Below are 16,694 nucleotides of genomic sequence, written 5' to 3'. Positions count from 1 at the left end.
GGTCAGTCCATCTGCTCGGCGTGCATCGGCATCATGTTGCGGTTCATGTGATACATGACCCACATGGAGCCCGAAATGACGATCAGCACGATCACCGCGGTGAAAATCAGCGCCAGCATGTTCCACCCGCCTTCGGCCTTGCCGTTCATATGGAGGAAGAACACCATGTGCACCACGATCTGCACCGCGGCAAACACCGCGATCGTCATGGCGGTCACGGTCTTGTCGGCGATCACGCCGCTCATCACCAGCCAGAACGGGATGGCGGTCAGCACGACCGAGAGAACGAAGCCGATCACGTAATCGCGCAGCGAGCCGTGCGCTTCTTCGTGATGATGGCCGATGGCATGGGGATTGGCTTCCCCATGCGCATGGCGGTGCGCCAGATCGTTGTAGTTTTTCGCGGTCATCGCAGCATGCCCATCAAATAGACGAAAGTGAAAACGCCGATCCACACGACGTCGAGGAAGTGCCAGAACAGCGACAGGCACATCAGGCGCCGCCGGTTAGCCTGGATCAGGCCCTTTTGCGCGATCTGCACCACCAGGGTGAACAGCCAGACCAGGCCGAAGGTCACGTGCAGGCCGTGCGTGCCCACCAGGGTGAAGAAGGCCGAAAGGAAGGCACTGCGTTGCGGCGTGGCCCCTTCGTGGATCAGGTGGGCGAATTCATACAGTTCGATCGACAGGAACGCCGCGCCGAACAGCGCCGTGACCAGCAGCCAGATCTGCGTCTGGCCCGCCGATCCGCGCTGCATGGCCAGCATGGCAAAGCCGTAGGTGATCGACGAGAACAGCAGCATCGCGGTGTTGAGCGCCACCAGCGGCAGCTCGAACAGGTCTTTCGGACCGGGCCCGGCCGCATAGTTCCCGCCCAGTACGCCATAGGCGGCAAACAGCATCGCGAAGATGAGGCAGTCGCTCATCAGGTAGAGCCAGAAGCCCAGCATGGTGCTGTGGCCTTCGGGATGGTCGTGCTCGTCAAGGTCCCAGAACTTGCCGAGTTTCTGCAGCGCGCCGGGCGAAAGCGCCGCGGGCAGGGGCGGGGTTTGGGTGGCATCGCTCATGCGGCGGCTCCTTGTTTACCGGCAAGGCGTTCGAGCTGGGCCGTGCGGCGCCCTTCGACTGCGGCAACATAATCGGCCGGAATATGATAATCGCGCTTGTAGTTGAACGTATGGACGATCGCCCCGGCGATGAGCGCCGCGAAACTGGCGCCGGCCATCCACCAGATATGCCAGATCAGGGCGAAGCCCAGAACCGTGCTGATGCCGGCCAGGATCACGCCCGCGCCGGTGTTGCCGGGCATGTGGATCGGGCGGAAACCGTCGAGCGGGCGGCCGACGTTGGCGCGCTTCATGTCGTCCCAGGCGTCAAGATCGTGGACAATCGGCGCGAAGGCGAAGTTGTAGGCCGGCGGGGGCGAGCTTGTCGCCCATTCCAGCGTGCGGCCGTTCCACGGATCGCCGCTTTCGTCCTTGAGCGCCTCACGCTTCCAGATCGAAACGCCGAACTGCACGATCATCGCGCCGATGCCCCCGGCGATCAGCACCGCGCCCACCAGGGCGACGATGAAATAGGGTTGCAGGCTGGGATCGTCGAACACGCGGACGCGGCGGGTCACGCCCATCAGGCCCATGACATAAAGCGGGGTGAACGCTACCCAGAAGCCCACGACCCAGCACCAGAAGCTGACTTTGCCCCAGAACTGGTCGAGCTTGAAGCCGAAGGCCTTGGGCCACCAGTAGTTGATCGCGGCAAACACGCCGAACACCACGCCCCCAATGATCACGTTGTGAAAGTGGGCGATCAGGAACAGCGAGTTGTGCAGCACGAAGTCGGCCGGGGGAACGGCGAGGAGAACCCCGGTCATGCCGCCCACGGTGAAAGTAAGCATGAACGCCACCGTCCACATCATCGGCAGGTCGAAACGGATGCGGCCGCGGTACATGGTGAACAGCCAGTTGAACAGCTTTGCCCCGGTGGGAATCGAGATGATCATCGTGGTGATGCCGAAGAAGCTGTTGACGCTGGCTCCCGACCCCATCGTGAAGAAGTGATGCAGCCAGACCAGATACGACAGGATCGTGATCACCACCGTGGCATAGACCATCGACGTATAGCCAAACAGCCGCTTGCTCGAAAACGTGGCGGTCACTTCGGAAAACACCCCGAAAATCGGCAGGATCAGGATGTAGACCTCGGGGTGGCCCCAGATCCAGATGAGGTTGACGTACATCATCGGATTGCCGCCGAAATCGTTGGTGAAGAAGTTGGTCCCCACGTAGCGGTCAAGCGACAGCAGCACGAGAACGGCGGTCAGCACCGGGAAGGAGGCAACGATCAGCACGTTGGTGCACAGCGCGGTCCAGGTGAACACGGGCATGCGCATCATCGTCATGCCGGGCGCGCGCATCTTGATGATCGTGGCGATCAGGTTGATGCCCGAAAGCGTGGTGCCGACGCCGGCCACCTGCAAGGCCCAGATGTAATAGTCGACGCCGACGCCAGGGCTGTAGGCCAGCCCCGACAGCGGCGGAAAGGCCAGCCAGCCGGTCTGCGCGAATTCCCCCAGGAACAGCGAGGCCATGACCAGGAGTGCACCGCCGGTGGTCATCCAGAAGCTGAAATTGTTGAGGAACGGGAACGACACGTCGCGTGCGCCGATCTGCAGCGGCACGACATAGTTCATGAGGCCGGTGACGAAAGGCATCGCCACGAAGAAGATCATGATCACGCCGTGCGCGGTGAAGATCTGATCGTAATGGTGGGCGTTGAGATAGCCTTCGCTGCCGTTGAACGCGATAGCCTGCTGGATGCGCATCATGATCGCGTCGGCAAAGCCGCGCAGCAGCATCACCACGCCCAGGATCATGTACATGATGCCGATCTTCTTGTGATCGACGCTGGTGAACCATTCCTTCCAGAGATAGCCCCATAGCCGGAAATAGGTAAGAACGCCCAGCAGCGCGATCCCGCCCAGGATCACGGCAACGAACGTCATCCCCACGATGGGTTCATGCAGAAAGGGAAGCTGCTCGAACGAAATGCGCCCCAAAAGCGGGGTCCACGGCGGCGGGGCGGTGGCGGGAAGGGAATCTGCGGGCATCGCGGTATCCATCGATCAGAAAGTGGGGCCGGAGCAAACCGGGCGTGGCTTCTCGCTCAAGGCAAATCGGTTCAGGAGGTAGGCTGGAGAAGGGGCGCCACCAGGCTGATGCGCTGACCGCCTGCCTGGTTGATCCCCGATCCGCGCAGGCGGTCGAGCGTCTTGGGTGCGACGGTTTCGCCGCCGGGCGCGGCCATCGGGCGATTGTCGCTGCAGAAGGCTTTCACGAAGCGGTCGGTCTGGGCAACCACGCTGCCCGGCAGCACCGCCGTCTCGGTAGCGCGACCCTGTTTGTCATAGGTCAGCGCGGCGACATTCAGCATCGCGGCTTCCTTGCCCACGCCGCCCTTGGCATCGAGCATGGCCATCTGGCTCATGCAGATCTTGCCCGGCTGCACGCACAGGTTGACGACGGCGTTGAACAGATCGGGCGCCACGCCGGCGTAGTGGCGCACGGGCTCGGCCACGCTGGGCTTGTCGAGCCGGAGATAGGCCCCGCGATCGAGCGTGCCGTCGTTCCGGCCCGCTTTGACACTTTCGACCCATTGCGCAAACTGGGCGTCGGACACCGCGCGCGTGGCAAAGCGCATGTGCGAAAAGCCCGCCCCGCTGTAATGCGCGGACAGCCCCTTGAACGTGCCCTCGCTGTTGAAAACCGCGTGCAGCTTGGTTTCCATGCCCGGCATCGTATAGATCATGCCGGCGAGCGCGGGGACGTAGAACGTGTTCATGACGGTCGAGGAGGTCAGGCGGAAACGCAAGGGGCGGCCCGCCGGCACGACCAGTTCGTTGACCGTGGCGATGTTCTGTTCGGGATAGATGAACAGCCACTTCCAGTCCATCGATACCACTTCGACGTCCACCGGCCTGGCATCGGCGGGGATCGGCGTCTGCGCATCGATCCGCGAAATCGTGCGATAGGGATCGAGCAGATGCGTACCTACCCAGGTCACCGCGCCTAGGGCGATGATGATCATCAGCGGCGCGGCCCAGATCAGCAGTTCCAGCTGGGTCGAATGGTTCCAATCAGGCTCGTACTTGGCTTCTGTATTGGTTGCGCGATAGCGCCAGGCGAAAATCACCACGGTCGCCATGACGGGGACGACGATCAACAGCATCAGGAACGTGGCGACGATGACCAGGTCGCCTTGCTGGCGCGCCACGTCGCCGGCCGGGTTGAGCACGACCCAGTCGCAGCCGGAAAGCGGCAGGGCCAGGAACGGAACGGTGGCGCGGCGCAGGAGGCGCGCCCGATTCAGAAGTTTCGCACGCATGCAGCGCAACTAGGAGCGACGGCGGATGCAAACGATAGGACATTTTGTCCAATCCCCTTCATCGCTCGCCGGGGACATTAGGACAGCCACGAGCAGGCTGCCATCGGCGGCCGGCCGTTCGGCGCGTTCCCGGGAACGGCGCGGAATCCAAGGAGTTTGTGACAGTCATGACGGCCGCCGTAGTCGATAATCGCCAAGGGCTGGAAAGCGATCCCAACGCCGGTAACGGCGAGGTCGCTCATGGCCAAATTCCTCATGGCCAAATTCCGCATGGGCCGATCTCTCCCGGCGAAATCGCCATCGGCGTGATCATCGGGCGGACGTCGGAATTCTTCGACTTCTTTGTCTATGCGATCGCGTCGGTGATCGTTTTTCCCAAAGTGTTCTTTCCCCACCTCGACCCGCTTAACGCCACGCTCGCCTCGTTCGCGGTGTTCCCGCTTGCTTTTCTGGCGCGTCCGGTCGGCACGCTGTTCTTCACGTGGCTCGACCGTGCCTATGGGCGTGGGCTCAAGCTTACGGTGGCGCTGTTCGGCCTCGGCGGATCGACCGCCGCCATCGCATTCCTGCCCGGCTACGAATATCTCGGCCGCAATGCGGTGCTGTTGCTGGCGCTCTTGCGCCTGGGCCAGGGTTTTGCCCTGGGCGGCACCTGGGATGGCCTTGCATCGCTGCTGGCGCTCAATGCGCCCAAGGGCAGGCGCGGATGGTTCGCGATGGTCCCGCAGCTTGGCGCTCCACTGGGCCTTATTGTCGCCAGCCTGCTTTTTGCGTTCTTCACGTCATCCCTGCCGGCCGAGGATTTCCTGTCGTGGGGCTGGCGGTTTCCGTTCTTCGTGGCGTTCGCCATCAACGTGGTGGCATTGTTCGCACGGCTGCGCATCGTCGTGACGCCGGAATACCAGCGTCTGTTCGAATCCCGCGACCTGGTGCCTGAAAGCGTGATGGTCACGCTGCGCGAACAATGGAAAACCATCGTCATCGGAGCGTTCGCCCCGCTCGGCAGCTTTGCCCTGTTTCACATGGTCACCGTGTTTCCGCTGTCGTGGGTGTTCATCTTCACGACCGAGGAGCCGAGCCGCTTCCTGACCATCGAGGCGGTCGCGGCGGCCGTGGGCGTGGCCGCGATCGTGATTTCGGGGATCGTTGCCGATCGCGTCGGCCGCCGTACGCTGCTGGGCTTTTCCGCTGCTGCCATCGCCACGTTCTCGGGCTTTGCCCCGCAATTGCTCGGCACCGGGGTCGCGGGCGAAATTTCGTTCATGCTGACGGGTTTCTTGCTGCTGGGGCTGGCGTTCGGCCAGTCTTCGGGCGCAGTGGCCGATGCCTTTGAAACCCGGCATCGCTATACCGGCTCTGCACTGACGAGCGACCTTTCCTGGCTTCTGGGCGCAGGCTTTGCGCCTTATGCCGCGCTGTGGCTGTCGGCCAATTACGGCCTGCTTGCGTCGGGCGCCTATCTGCTGTCGGGGGCGGTCTGCACGATCGTGGCGCTCTGGGCAAACCGTACCGCCGCCACGCACTGAACCGCGCAAACGGACAGCGGGGGCGGCTTGGCATCGGCCGGGCCGCCCCTTGCCGCGTTTCAGCCGGGCTGGCCCGCCTGCGCCGCGGCCTGAACCGTGTTGCTGAGCAGGCAGGCGATGGTCATCGGGCCAACGCCGCCGGGAACCGGCGTGACGGCGCGGGCGTGGTTCATTTCGTGGGCGGCGCAATCGCCCACCAGGCGGGTGGTGCCGTCGGGCTGGGCCACGCGGGTGATGCCTACATCGATCACCACGGCGCCCGGCTTGATCCAATCGCCCCTCACGAGTTCCGGCGCACCGGCCGCCGCCACCACGATATCGGCCTTGCGCACGATAGCGGGCAGGCCTTGCGTGGCGATATGCGTTACCGTGACCGTGCATTCACGCTCAAGCAGCAGCATCGCCACAGGCTTGCCGACGATGTTGGACTTGCCGATGACCACGGCATCGAGCCCGCGATAATTGTCGATCACCGTATCGAGCAGCATCATACAGCCAAGCGGCGTGCAGGGCACGAGGCCGCCCGTGCCGGTTGACAGCCGCCCGACGTTGACGGGGTGGAACCCGTCGACGTCCTTGGCCGGGTCGATCGTATCGAGAACCTTGCCGGCATCGATCTGGGGCGGCAACGGCAGTTGCACCAGAATGCCATGAACGGCGGGATCGGCATTGAGCGCGGCGATAAGCGCCAGGAGATCGGCCTCGGCGGTATCGGCCGGCAGACGATGCTCGATAGACAGGATGCCCGCTTTGGCGCACTGGCTGATCTTGCGCCTGACATAGACTTCACTTGCCGGATCGTTGCCGACCAGGACCACGGCGAGGCCCGGCGCCGGCCGTCCTTCGGCGATCATCCGGGCGACGGCCCCGGCGGTTGCCTGCGAAAGCCTGCTGGCGATTGTTCTGCCGTCGATAAGCGTTGCCATGTTTCCCTCCCCTGGCGATTGCGGTTGCGGCTTTTGCCGGCTTTGGCGCATCGCGCAAACATTCGATGCAGCCTCTGCCGATCGACATGATCAGTTGACAGTGATCCTGCCCAGCAGCAGATCGGCGGCGAGGGCCTCTGCCACGCGGATGCCGTCGACCGCCGCCGAAAGGATGCCCCCGGCATAACCGGCCCCTTCGCCCGCCGGGTAAAGGCCGGCGGTGTTCAGGCTTTGCAGATCGCGGCCGCGCGTGATTCGCACGGGCGAAGAGGTGCGCGTTTCCACCCCGGTCATCACCACGTCGGGATGGTCATAGCCGGCCATCTGGCGGCCGAACACCGGCAGCGCCTCGCGCAGGGCCGCGGTCACGAAATCGGGAAGGCAGGCGTCGAGCGCGGTCAGATGCACGCCCGGCTGATACGAGGGCACGATGCTGCCGAGCTCGGTGCTGGCGCGGCCGGCCAGGAAATCGCCCACCTTATGGCCCGGTGCGCAATAGTTCGAACCGCCCGCGGCGAACGCGCGTTCCTCCCAGTGGCGTTGCAGGGCAACGCCGGCCAGCGGGTGCCCGGGAAAATCGCGTTCGGGCGTGATGTCCACCACCAGGCCCGAATTGGCGTTGAATTCCGCACGGGAATATTGGCTCATCCCGTTGGTGACCACGCGGCCTTCCTCGCTGGCGGCGGCCACCACGCGCCCGCCAGGGCACATGCAGAAGCTGTAGACCGAGCGGCCGTTGGCGCATTTGTGCGCCAGGGCATAGGCGGCCGGCCCAAGCACCGGATGGCGCGCACAGGCACCATAACGCGCTTCGTCGATCAGGCTCTGCGGATGCTCGATCCGCACGCCGATGGCAAAAGGCTTTGCCTCCAAATGCACGCCGCGCCGGTAAAGCACTTCGAACGTGTCGCGCGCGGAATGGCCCACGGCCATGATCACGCGCCGCGCGGGCAGGAAGGCGCCATCGGAAAGGTGCAGACCCGCCAGCCACCGCCGCCCTCCGGCGTCGGCCTCGATCTCGAAATCATCGACGCGCGTGCCGAACCGGTATTCGCCGCCGAGCTGCTCGATCGTCTCGCGCATCGACATGACCATGGTGACGAGGCGGAACGTGCCGATATGCGGGTGGGCCTCGGTCAGGATGTCGTCGGGCGCGCCCGCCTTGACGAATTCCACCAGAACCTTGCGGCCCAGATGGCGCGGATCCTTGATCCGGCTGTAAAGCTTGCCGTCGGAAAAGGTGCCGGCACCGCCTTCGCCGAACTGCACGTTGGATTCAGGGGTCAGCACCGATTTGCGCCACAGCGCCCAGGTATCCTTGGTGCGTTCGCGCACGGCCTTGCCCCGTTCGATGATGATCGGCCTGAGCCCCATCTGCGCCAGGATCAGTCCGGCAAGCAGGCCACAGGGGCCGGCCCCGATCACTACCGGCCGCTCGCCTTCGCCGGAGCGCCACCCTTCCGGCGCCCGCACCGGAAAGCGATAGCCGGTATCTGGAGAAGGGCGCACGTGACTGTCGGCTTCAAGCCGGGCCAGCACTTCAGTCTCGGCCGCTGCGTCCAGCGTCACATCCACGGCATAGACCAGCTGGATCGCGTTCTTGCGCCGCGCGTCGTTGCCGCGCCTGACCACGGCATAGCGCAGGATCCGCGCAGCATCGACGCCCAGCCTGGCCGCGATTGCCGGCAGCATCGCCTCGGGCGGATGATCGAGGGGAAGCTTGAGTTCGTTCAGGCGCAACATATCGTGCGCCTCTAGCCCTTGCGCTACTGCAGGGAAAGCGCGATGAACAAGGTCTATGCACCTGACCCGCACCGCGATTGCGCCCGCCGCCCTCCTGGCTCTGTGCCTTTCCGTTTCAGCCCGTGCCGAGCCGCCCGTGCCCACCAAGGCCGAACGCGCGGTGCACGAGCGGTTGCTCACGCTCGACACGCATCTCGATACGCCGGCCTCGCTGGCGATACCGGGCTGGTCGATCATGGAGCGGCACAGCGTGACGCGCGATTACACGCAGGTCGACGTGCCGCGCATGGTGGCGGGCGGGCTCGATGGCGGCTTCTGGGCGATCTATACGCCGCCCGGCCCGCTCGACCCCGTCAGCACGCGCGCCGCGCGCGATTACGCGCTGCGCCGGGCCGTGGCGATCAATGCCATGGTTGTTGCCCATCCCGAAGCATTTGCCCTGGCCGACAAGGCGGCGGACGCGGCGCCGATTGCTGCCGGCGGTCGCCGCGTGGTCTATCTTTCCATCGAGAACGCCTGGCCGCTGGGCGATGATCCCACCCTGCTGCAATCCTTTCATGCGCTGGGCCTGCGCATGTCGGGCTTTGCGCATTTCCGCACCAACCAGTTTGCCGACAGCAGCACCGACGCGCCCAAGTGGGACGGGCTGAGCCCGGCGGGCGTGCAGCTTCTGGCGGAAATGAACCGCCTGGGCGTGATCGCCGATCTTTCGCACAGTTCCGATGCCGCGCTCGACGATGCCCTGCGCCTTTCCAAAGCGCCGATCATTCTCAGCCATTCGGGCTGCAAGGCGGTGTTCGATCACCCGCGCAACATCGACGATGCGCATCTGCGCGCTCTGGCCGAAAAGGGCGGGGTGATCCAGATCAACTCGCTATATCTCAAGGCCCTGACGCAAAGCCCGCAACGCAAGGCCGCGCTGGAAGCGCTGGCCCAGCGGTTTCCCGAACGTGCCGCGCTTTCGGCGACGCAACGGGCCGAGTATCTGGCCGCCCGCCAGCAGATCGACCGCGACACCCCTGAAGTGCGCGCCGGGTTCGACGATTTCATGGCCAATCTGCTGCATGCGCTTAAAGTGGCCGGCGTCGATCACGTGGGCATCGGCATGGACTGGGACGGCGGGGGCGGCGTGGCTGGCCTCGACGATACTGCCGATCTGCCGCGCATCACCGCGGCGCTGCTACGCGCCGGCTATAGCGAAACGGATATCGGCAAGATCTGGTCGGGCAACGTTCTGCGCGTACTGGCCGCGGCAGAGGCGGAAGCAGCGCGCGAACAGGCGGGCACGCAACCGTCACGCTGATTCCGGCATTGCGTGGTTTTAGGCTGCGCTAATTTTTGCAACGATCCGTTTCGATCATTGCGTTGGATCGATAGGGGGAGGGCGGCTACGATCAGCCGCACCATGGCCGATCCGCCCGTTACCCCGCCGGTTGTCGACACGCTGCCCGCGCTCCCTCTGACCGAGGCGGAAGCGCAGGCCGGCGCCGCGCGCGAAGGCTGGCAGATCCCGGACGCTTGCTTGCCAGGCGTGGTGGCGAACCTTCGCCTGCTGGCACGGCACGCGGCGATTTTTGCCGGAAGCGAGCCGTGATTGCAGCGCTGGAGCAGGCCGCCATGGTTCGCAGCGGCACGGCCCGCGCGGTCGATCTGGCGCAGGCGGCGCTGGCAGGGCTGGCTGCCGATCCGCACGGCGCCGTAACCCGGCTGCTGCCGGCGCGCGCGTTGGATGAAGCGGCGCGGGTTGACGCGATGGTGGCGCAAGGTCGCGATCCCGGCCCGCTGGCGGGGGTGCCCTATGGCGTGAAAGACCTGTTCGACGTGGCCGGCGAAGTGACGACGGCCGGATCGGCCGTGCGCGCCGGCGCGGCGCCCGCCGCCGACGATGCAGAGGCAGTGCGCCGCCTGCAAGCCGCGGGCGCGGTACTGGCTGCCACGCTCAACATGGACGAGTTCGCCTATGGCTTTGCCACGATCAACGCGCGTTACGGCACTACGCGCAATCCGCACGATCCGGCGCGCCTTGCCGGCGGGTCATCGGGTGGATCGGCGGCGGTTGTCGCGGCCGGGCACCTGGCATTCACGCTGGGTTCGGATACCAACGGTTCGATCCGCGTGCCGGCCAGCGTTTGCGGGCTGTTCGGATTGAAGCCGACGCACGCCGATTTGCCGTGCGAAGGCACCTTTCCCTTTGCCCACAGCTTTGACGATATCGGCCCGTTCACCGCATCGCTGGCCGATATGCGGGCCGTCTGGGCCGTGCTCTCCGGCCGGGCTGAGGCACCGCCGACGCGGCCGCTGCGGCTGGGGGCTTTGGGTGGCCGCTTTGCCGAAAACCGCGATCCTGAACAGGCCGAGGCCATTGCCGCCATCGTGGGCGAGGGGCCGACTATCGTCGTGCCCGATCTGGCGCGCTATCGTTCGGCGGCATTCCTGATTACCGCGTATGAAGGCGGTGCGCTCCACCGTGCCGATCTGGCGCGCGCGGCGATGGATTATGATCCGGCGGTGCGCGACCGGCTGATCGCCGGCAGTCTTGTGCCGGCGGGGCTTCACGATGCGGCGCAGGCGCTGCGCGCCCAGGCCCGCGCCGCGATCGACGCCCTGCTGGAACAAGCCAACATCGACGTGCTGGTGGCACCCGCCGCGCCTTGCATTGCGCCGCCGATAGACGATCCGCGCATCCTGATCGACGGGGCCATGGCGCCGGCGAGGGCCGATCTGGGCATTCACACCCAGCCCGTGACGTTTCTTGGCCTGCCGGCACTGTGCGTGCCGCTCTCGCGGCCGGGCCGATTGCCGCTGGGACTGCAACTGATCGGCCGCCGCCATGGCGAGGCTGCGTTGTTTGCCTGCGCACAGATGCTGGAAGAACGGGGCGTGGTGGGCATCACCGCGCCGGGGGCAATGACAAAGGAACGGCAATGACAGTGGGGACGGGGCCACAGGGGACTGGGCCAGACGGGACTGGGCCGGAAGTTACGGGAACAGCGTCCGTGGGGATGGCGCAACGGATCGGCGCCTTTTTCGATTTTGCGGGCCGCGGCACCGATCTGCGTACCGAAGTGGTGGCGGGCGCCACGACGTTCCTGACCATGGCCTATATCGTGCTGGTCAACCCTTCGATCCTGGGGCAGGCGGGCATGCCGGTGGCAGCGGTGGCGGCGGCCACCTGCTTTGCCGCGGCCTTTGCCTCCATCCTCATGGGGGTGGCCGCCAATACCCCCCTGACCCTGGCGCCGGGCATGGGCCTCAATGCCTATTTCGCGTTCACCGTGGTCAAGCAGATGCAGGTGCCCTGGCAGGTGGGGCTCGGCTGCGTGATGATTTCCGGGGTGGTGTTCCTGATCCTGACTTTGACGGGCGTGCGCCAGTTGATCGTTTCGGTCATTCCCAACTATCTGTTTGCCGCCGTCGCAGGGGGGATAGGCCTGTTCATCGGCTTCATCGGGTTGAAAGACGCGGGGATCGTGGTGGCCAACCCGGCAACGCTGGTGGCGCTGGGCGATCTCAAGACAGCCGGGCCGGCCCTGGCGCTGCTTGGCCTGCTGATCATCGGCGCGCTTTCGGTGTGGAACGTGCGTGGCGCCATGCTGCTGGGCATCGTTGCCACGACGGTGATCGGCTGGTTTTCCGGCATGGTCCATGTCTCGCCCGAGCCCTATTCGCTTTCGGCGCTGACGGCCACGGCGTTCAAGCTCGATCTGCCCGGCGTGCTCAAGCTGTCGGGCGGGGTGATCGAAATCGTCTTCGTGTTCCTGTTCGTCGATCTGTTCGACAATATCGGCACGCTGGTGGCAGTGACCAAGCGCGCCGGGCTGATGGACGCGGCCGGCCGCATTCCCCGGCTCAACCGCATTCTGGTGACCGACGCGGTGGCAACCATGGTTGGCGCGCTGGCGGGCACCAGCACGGTGACATCCTATGTCGAAAGCGCCGCGGGCGTTCAGGCGGGCGGGCGGACCGGGCTTACCGCAGTCGTCACCGGCGTGCTGTTTCTGGCCACGATGTTCGTGGCGCCCTATGCCCAGCTCGTGCCGCTGGCGGCGACGGCGCCGGCGCTGATCATCGTCGGCGGCCTGATGCTGCTGCCGCTGACCGAGGTGGAATGGGACGATCCCATGGCGGCGATCCCGGCGTTCCTGACGGTGGCGATGATTCCGCTGACCTTTTCCATCGCCAATGGCCTGGCGCTGGGCATCACCGCCCATGCCGTGCTGATCCTGCTGCGCGGCCGGGCGCGCAAGAGCGACTGGTTCCTGTTCGTGCTGGCGGCGCTGTTCGTCGCGCGCTTTGCCTGGATGGGGGCGGCATGATCCGGGCGATTGCCGCCGCGCTGGCCGTCATTGTCGCCACTGCCCTGCCGCCCGCGCCCGCCTGGGCAGCGGCCCGGCTGCTCGATGCCACGCCGCGCACTCTGGTGTTGACCGCCTATGCCCCCGAATGGGACGCGATGGCCGCGGTGATCACCCACGGCCGGCGCGTTCGGGTCAACGACCGCGAGATCGTGCTTGGTACGCTGGCCGGGCGGCCGGTGATCCTGATGTCGAGCGGGGTGAGCATGGTCAACGCCGCGATGAACACCCAGTTGGCGATCGACCGCTTCAATGTGAAGCGCATCGTGTTTTCCGGCGTTGCCGGCGGGGTGGACCCGGCGCTGCGTATCGGAGACGTTTCGGTGCCCGAACGCTGGGGCCAGTATCTGGAAGTGATGTTTGCCCGGCAGACCGCCACCGGCTGGCAGACGCCGTCGCCGAGCCCGCCCGGCGCACCCGAAAACTGGCAGTTCATTTTCCCTTATGGCACGCGCGTGGGCAATGCCCGTGAACCGGCGAAAAAGCATGTGACGCTCGCTGCCGACCCCGCCCTGCTCGCCTTGGCGCGCCAGGTGGCGTCGCGCGTGTCGCTCGAACGCTGCGTTGCGCCGCCGTCCAGGCAAAGGGCCGAAACCCGGCTGTGCCTGCCGCACGATCCCAAAGTAGAGGTGGGCGGCACCGGCGTTTCGGCCGGCGCCTATGCCGATAATGCCGAATTCCGCGAATACCTGTTCCGCGCCTGGCATGCCCGCCTGCTCGACATGGAAAGCGCCGCGGTGATCCAGGTGGCCTATGCCAACCAGGTGCCGGCAGTGGTGTTCCGTTCCGTGTCGGACCTGGCCGGCGGGGATGCCGACCGCAACATGGAATATGTGTTCGATCACCTGGCCTCGGTGAATTCGGCCACCGTGGTGCGCGCGTTCATCGCCGCGCTGCCGGATTGACGCGCGCATGACCCGGGCACTTCACACGGTAAGCGGGCGCTACGGGATCGTGACCGCGCCGCATCATCTGGCAGCACAGGCCGGCCTTGCGGTGCTGCGCGATGGCGGCAGCGCGGCGCAGGCTTCGATCGCCGTCGCGGCGATGCTGGCCGTGGTCTATCCGCACATGACCGGGATCGGCGGCGACGGTTTCTGGCTGATCCGCGAGGCGGACGGGCGCGTTCATGCCGTGCACGGGGTGGGCGCCGCGGCCCGTGCCGCCACCCTGTCGCTCTATGCCGGGCACGCGGCGATCCCCTGGCGGGGGCCGCTCGCCGCCAATACCGTGGCCGGAACCCTATCGGCGTGGGCCGCGGTGCTGGCGGAAGCCCCCGTGCCCCTGCCGCTGTCCCGCCTCCTGGCCCCGGCGATCGCCCATGCCGAGGCGGGTGTCGTGGTAACCGCCGGCCACGCCGCATTGGCCGCAACCAAAGGCGCCGAACTGCGCGCGCAACCGGGCGCCTATGCTGCCGTGTTCGAGCCTCACGGCGCACCCTTGCGCGCAGGCGATGTGCTGCGCCAGCCTGCCCTGGCGCATACCTTTCGCCGCCTTGCCGATCATGGCCTCGACAGTTTCTATCGTGGCGCGCTGGCCGCCGATATCGCGGCCGACCTGGCCAGGCTGGGCAGCCCGGTCGAGGCCGAGGATCTTGCCGCCCACCGGGCGACGCGCCCTGCGCCGCTATCGCTGTCCACCCGCGCCGGCCGGCTTTACAACAGCGCCCCGCCGACCCAAGGCGCGGCCTCGCTTTTGATTCTGGCGCTGGCCGAGCGCGTGGGGTGCGACACGGGCGAAAGCTTCGGCCATGTTCACACGCTGGTCGAGGCGACCAAGCAGGCGTTTCTCTGGCGCGACGCCCTTTGCGGCGATCCCGCGTTCATGGCGCAGGACGCGCAGAGCATGCTTGACGACGGGGCCGGGCTCGCGGCCATGGCCGCGCGGATCGCTCCGGCGCGGGCACTGCCCTGGCCGCACCCCGCGCAATGGGGCGATACCTGCTGGTTCGGCGCGATCGACGCGCGGGGCCAGGCCGTTTCGGCAATTCAGAGCACCTATTTCGAGTTCGGATCGGGCCTGGTCCTGCCGCGCACGGGGATCGTCTGGCAGAACCGCGGCGCGTCGTTCCGCCTTGCCGAACAGGGCTGGAACGCCTTGCGGCCGGGCCGCCTGCCCTTTCACACGCTCAACCCGGCGCTGGCCGTGCTGAAGCATGGCCGCGTCATGGCCTATGGCACCATGGGCGGCGAAGGGCAGCCGCAGACGCAGGCGGCGATCTTTTCGCGGTATGCCTGGCACGGCATGGATCTGCAGGCCGCCGTATCTGCGCCGCGCTGGCTTCTGGGCCGGACATGGGGTGAAGACAGCACGAGCCTCAAGATCGAGGATGGTTTCGATCCGCCGCTTTATGCCGCATTGCAGGGCGCCGGCCATATGGTCGAGCGCGTGGGGCCGCTGACTGCCATGATGGGCCATGCGGGCGCGCTGGTCCGCCATGCCGACGGCCGCCTGGATGGCGCCACCGATCCACGCAGCGATGGCGGGGTGGCGGCATGGTAGGAGGCATTGGCCTGGCGGATAAAGGCGGAGCGCGCGCGGTGGAGCGGTGCCGGCTGCTGGGCCGCGCGCCCTTTTCCGACATCGATGGCGGGCTCTATCGCGGCTGGTTGAGCCCGGCGCACCGGGCCAGCGTGGAACGGGTGGCGGCCTGGATGCAGGAGGCCGGCCTGGCCACACGCGTGGACGGCGCCGCCAATCTGATCGGCCGCTATCCGGGCACGGGCGACGGCCCGCCGCTGCTCATCGGCAGCCATATCGACAGTGTCCGCGATGGCGGATTCTATGACGGGCCGCTGGGCGTGATGCTGGGCATCGAATGCGTGGCGGCATTGCACGGGGCGGGGCGTCGCTTGCCTTTTGCCATCGAAGTGGTTGCCTTTGGCGATGAAGAGGGCAGCCGCTTTCCCGCCGCGATGCTGACCAGCAAGGCTCTGGCCGGCACGCTGGACGCGGTGCCGGCAATGGCCGATGCGGCCGGCATCCCCCTGGCGCAGGCGCTGCGCGAATGGGGCCTTTCGTCCGAAAGCCTGCTTGCCGCGCGTCATCCGGGCGCGCTCGCCTATCTCGAAGCGCATATCGAGCAGGGCCCGGTTCTCGAGGCCGAAGGGCTGGCGTTGGGCGTTGTCACCGGCATCGCCGCGCAGCACCGCTACGAAGTGGACGTGGCGGGGCAGGCCGGGCATGCCGGCACCACCGCCATGCCGCTGCGCCGCGACGCCCTGGCGGGTGCGGCCGAAATGATCCTGGCGATCGAGGCCGTCGCCAACGCCGATCCGGGCGATCTGGTAGCCACGGTGGGGCGGATCGCCGCGACGCCGGGCGCGGCCAACGTGATCGCCGGGCAGGTGCGCTTCACGATCGACGTGCGGGCAGGCGAGGCCGCGCGGCGCGACTGCGGCGCCGCCGCGATTCTTGCCCGGCTTGACGCCATCGCCGCGCGGCGCGGCCTGGCGCTGGCGTATCGCCTGGTTCACGATCTGCCGCCATCGCCATGCGATCCGGCGCTGATGGACCGGCTGGAAGCGGCGCTGGTGGCCGCTGGCCATCCCGCTCGCCGGCTGGTTTCCGGGGCAGGGCACGATGCCATGGTCGTCGCCGCGCTGTGCCCCACGGCCATGCTGTTCATCCGCTGCCGCGGCGGCGTAAGTCACAACCCTGCCGAGCATGTCGAACCGGCCGACGCAGAGGCTGCGTTGGCGGTGATGCTGGGCTTTATCGACAATCTGGGAGCATCCTTTGCCTGATCCACTGCTTTTTGGC

The 16,694-nt window shown here is 66.5% G+C and carries 14 protein-coding genes; 8 read left to right on the top strand and 6 right to left on the bottom strand.

What is annotated here, in order from left to right; genetic code table 11:
• Positions 1 to 2 precede the first annotated feature (2 nt).
• The 4 genes from cyoD to cyoA form a co-directional block, all read right to left on the bottom strand.
• On the bottom strand, positions 3 to 410 hold the full coding sequence (gene cyoD / locus AC3EDY_RS00890) for a cytochrome o ubiquinol oxidase subunit IV (RefSeq protein WP_488570562.1): 408 nt from the start codon (positions 408 to 410) through the stop codon (positions 3 to 5).
• A complete protein-coding gene (cyoC, locus tag AC3EDY_RS00885) occupies positions 407 to 1,066 on the bottom strand; it encodes a cytochrome o ubiquinol oxidase subunit III (RefSeq protein ID WP_488570561.1) in 660 nt (219 codons plus the stop codon). The genes cyoD and cyoC overlap by 4 nt, the downstream gene beginning before the upstream one ends.
• On the bottom strand, positions 1,063 to 3,108 hold the full coding sequence (gene cyoB, locus AC3EDY_RS00880; RefSeq protein ID WP_488570560.1) for a cytochrome o ubiquinol oxidase subunit I: 2,046 nt from the start codon (positions 3,106 to 3,108) through the stop codon (positions 1,063 to 1,065). Before cyoB ends, cyoC begins: the two co-directional genes overlap by 4 nt.
• Positions 3,109 to 3,179: 71 nt before the next feature.
• Positions 3,180 to 4,382, bottom strand: coding sequence for a ubiquinol oxidase subunit II (gene cyoA, locus AC3EDY_RS00875; protein WP_488570559.1), 1,203 nt, complete (start codon positions 4,380 to 4,382; stop codon positions 3,180 to 3,182).
• Between the two features lie 167 nt (positions 4,383 to 4,549).
• On the opposite strand from cyoA, the gene AC3EDY_RS00870 reads away from it, so the two are divergent.
• Positions 4,550 to 5,908, top strand: coding sequence for an MFS transporter (locus AC3EDY_RS00870; RefSeq protein ID WP_488570558.1), 1,359 nt, complete (start codon positions 4,550 to 4,552; stop codon positions 5,906 to 5,908).
• 59 nt (positions 5,909 to 5,967) lie between these two features.
• Here AC3EDY_RS00870 and AC3EDY_RS00865 read toward each other — a convergent pair whose 3' ends face one another.
• Both AC3EDY_RS00865 and AC3EDY_RS00860 read right to left on the bottom strand, forming a co-directional pair.
• On the bottom strand, positions 5,968 to 6,834 hold the full coding sequence (locus AC3EDY_RS00865) for a bifunctional 5,10-methylenetetrahydrofolate dehydrogenase/5,10-methenyltetrahydrofolate cyclohydrolase (protein WP_488570557.1): 867 nt from the start codon (positions 6,832 to 6,834) through the stop codon (positions 5,968 to 5,970).
• A gap of 90 nt (positions 6,835 to 6,924) precedes the next feature.
• Positions 6,925 to 8,577 (bottom strand): NAD(P)/FAD-dependent oxidoreductase, encoded by a 1,653-nt coding sequence (locus AC3EDY_RS00860; RefSeq protein ID WP_488570556.1) that lies wholly within the window; start codon positions 8,575 to 8,577, stop codon positions 6,925 to 6,927.
• A gap of 55 nt (positions 8,578 to 8,632) precedes the next feature.
• Between AC3EDY_RS00860 and AC3EDY_RS00855 the strand changes: the two genes are divergently transcribed.
• The 7 genes from AC3EDY_RS00855 (at position 8,633) to AC3EDY_RS00825 (ending at position 16,678) form a co-directional block, all read left to right on the top strand.
• A complete protein-coding gene (locus AC3EDY_RS00855) occupies positions 8,633 to 9,880 on the top strand; it encodes a dipeptidase (protein WP_488570555.1) in 1,248 nt (415 codons plus the stop codon).
• Positions 9,881 to 9,982: 102 nt separating this feature from the next.
• Positions 9,983 to 10,171, top strand: coding sequence for a hypothetical protein (locus AC3EDY_RS00850; protein WP_488570554.1), 189 nt, complete (start codon positions 9,983 to 9,985; stop codon positions 10,169 to 10,171).
• The gene (locus tag AC3EDY_RS00845; protein ID WP_488570553.1) at positions 10,168 to 11,505 is read left to right on the top strand and encodes an AtzE family amidohydrolase; all 1,338 of its coding nucleotides are present in this window, start codon (positions 10,168 to 10,170) and stop codon (positions 11,503 to 11,505) included. The genes AC3EDY_RS00850 and AC3EDY_RS00845 overlap by 4 nt, the downstream gene beginning before the upstream one ends.
• A gap of 74 nt (positions 11,506 to 11,579) precedes the next feature.
• Positions 11,580 to 12,893, top strand: coding sequence for an NCS2 family permease (locus AC3EDY_RS00840; protein ID WP_488570837.1), 1,314 nt, complete (start codon positions 11,580 to 11,582; stop codon positions 12,891 to 12,893).
• Complete coding sequence (locus AC3EDY_RS00835; protein WP_488570552.1) at positions 12,890 to 13,837, top strand: 5'-methylthioadenosine/S-adenosylhomocysteine nucleosidase; 948 nt, start codon at positions 12,890 to 12,892, stop codon at positions 13,835 to 13,837. Before AC3EDY_RS00840 ends, AC3EDY_RS00835 begins: the two co-directional genes overlap by 4 nt.
• Before the next feature lie 7 nt (positions 13,838 to 13,844).
• Positions 13,845 to 15,434, top strand: a complete 1,590-nt coding sequence (locus AC3EDY_RS00830; protein WP_488570551.1) for a gamma-glutamyltransferase family protein — start codon at positions 13,845 to 13,847, stop codon at positions 15,432 to 15,434.
• A complete protein-coding gene (locus tag AC3EDY_RS00825; protein WP_488570550.1) occupies positions 15,428 to 16,678 on the top strand; it encodes an allantoate amidohydrolase in 1,251 nt (416 codons plus the stop codon). The genes AC3EDY_RS00830 and AC3EDY_RS00825 overlap by 7 nt, the downstream gene beginning before the upstream one ends.
• Positions 16,679 to 16,694: the final 16 nt, after the last annotated feature.

The organism is Novosphingobium sp. DS6-6 (assembly GCF_057784975.1).
The sequence above is the reverse complement of the archived record's forward strand: the minus strand, read 5'-3'. Positions and strand labels throughout refer to the sequence as shown.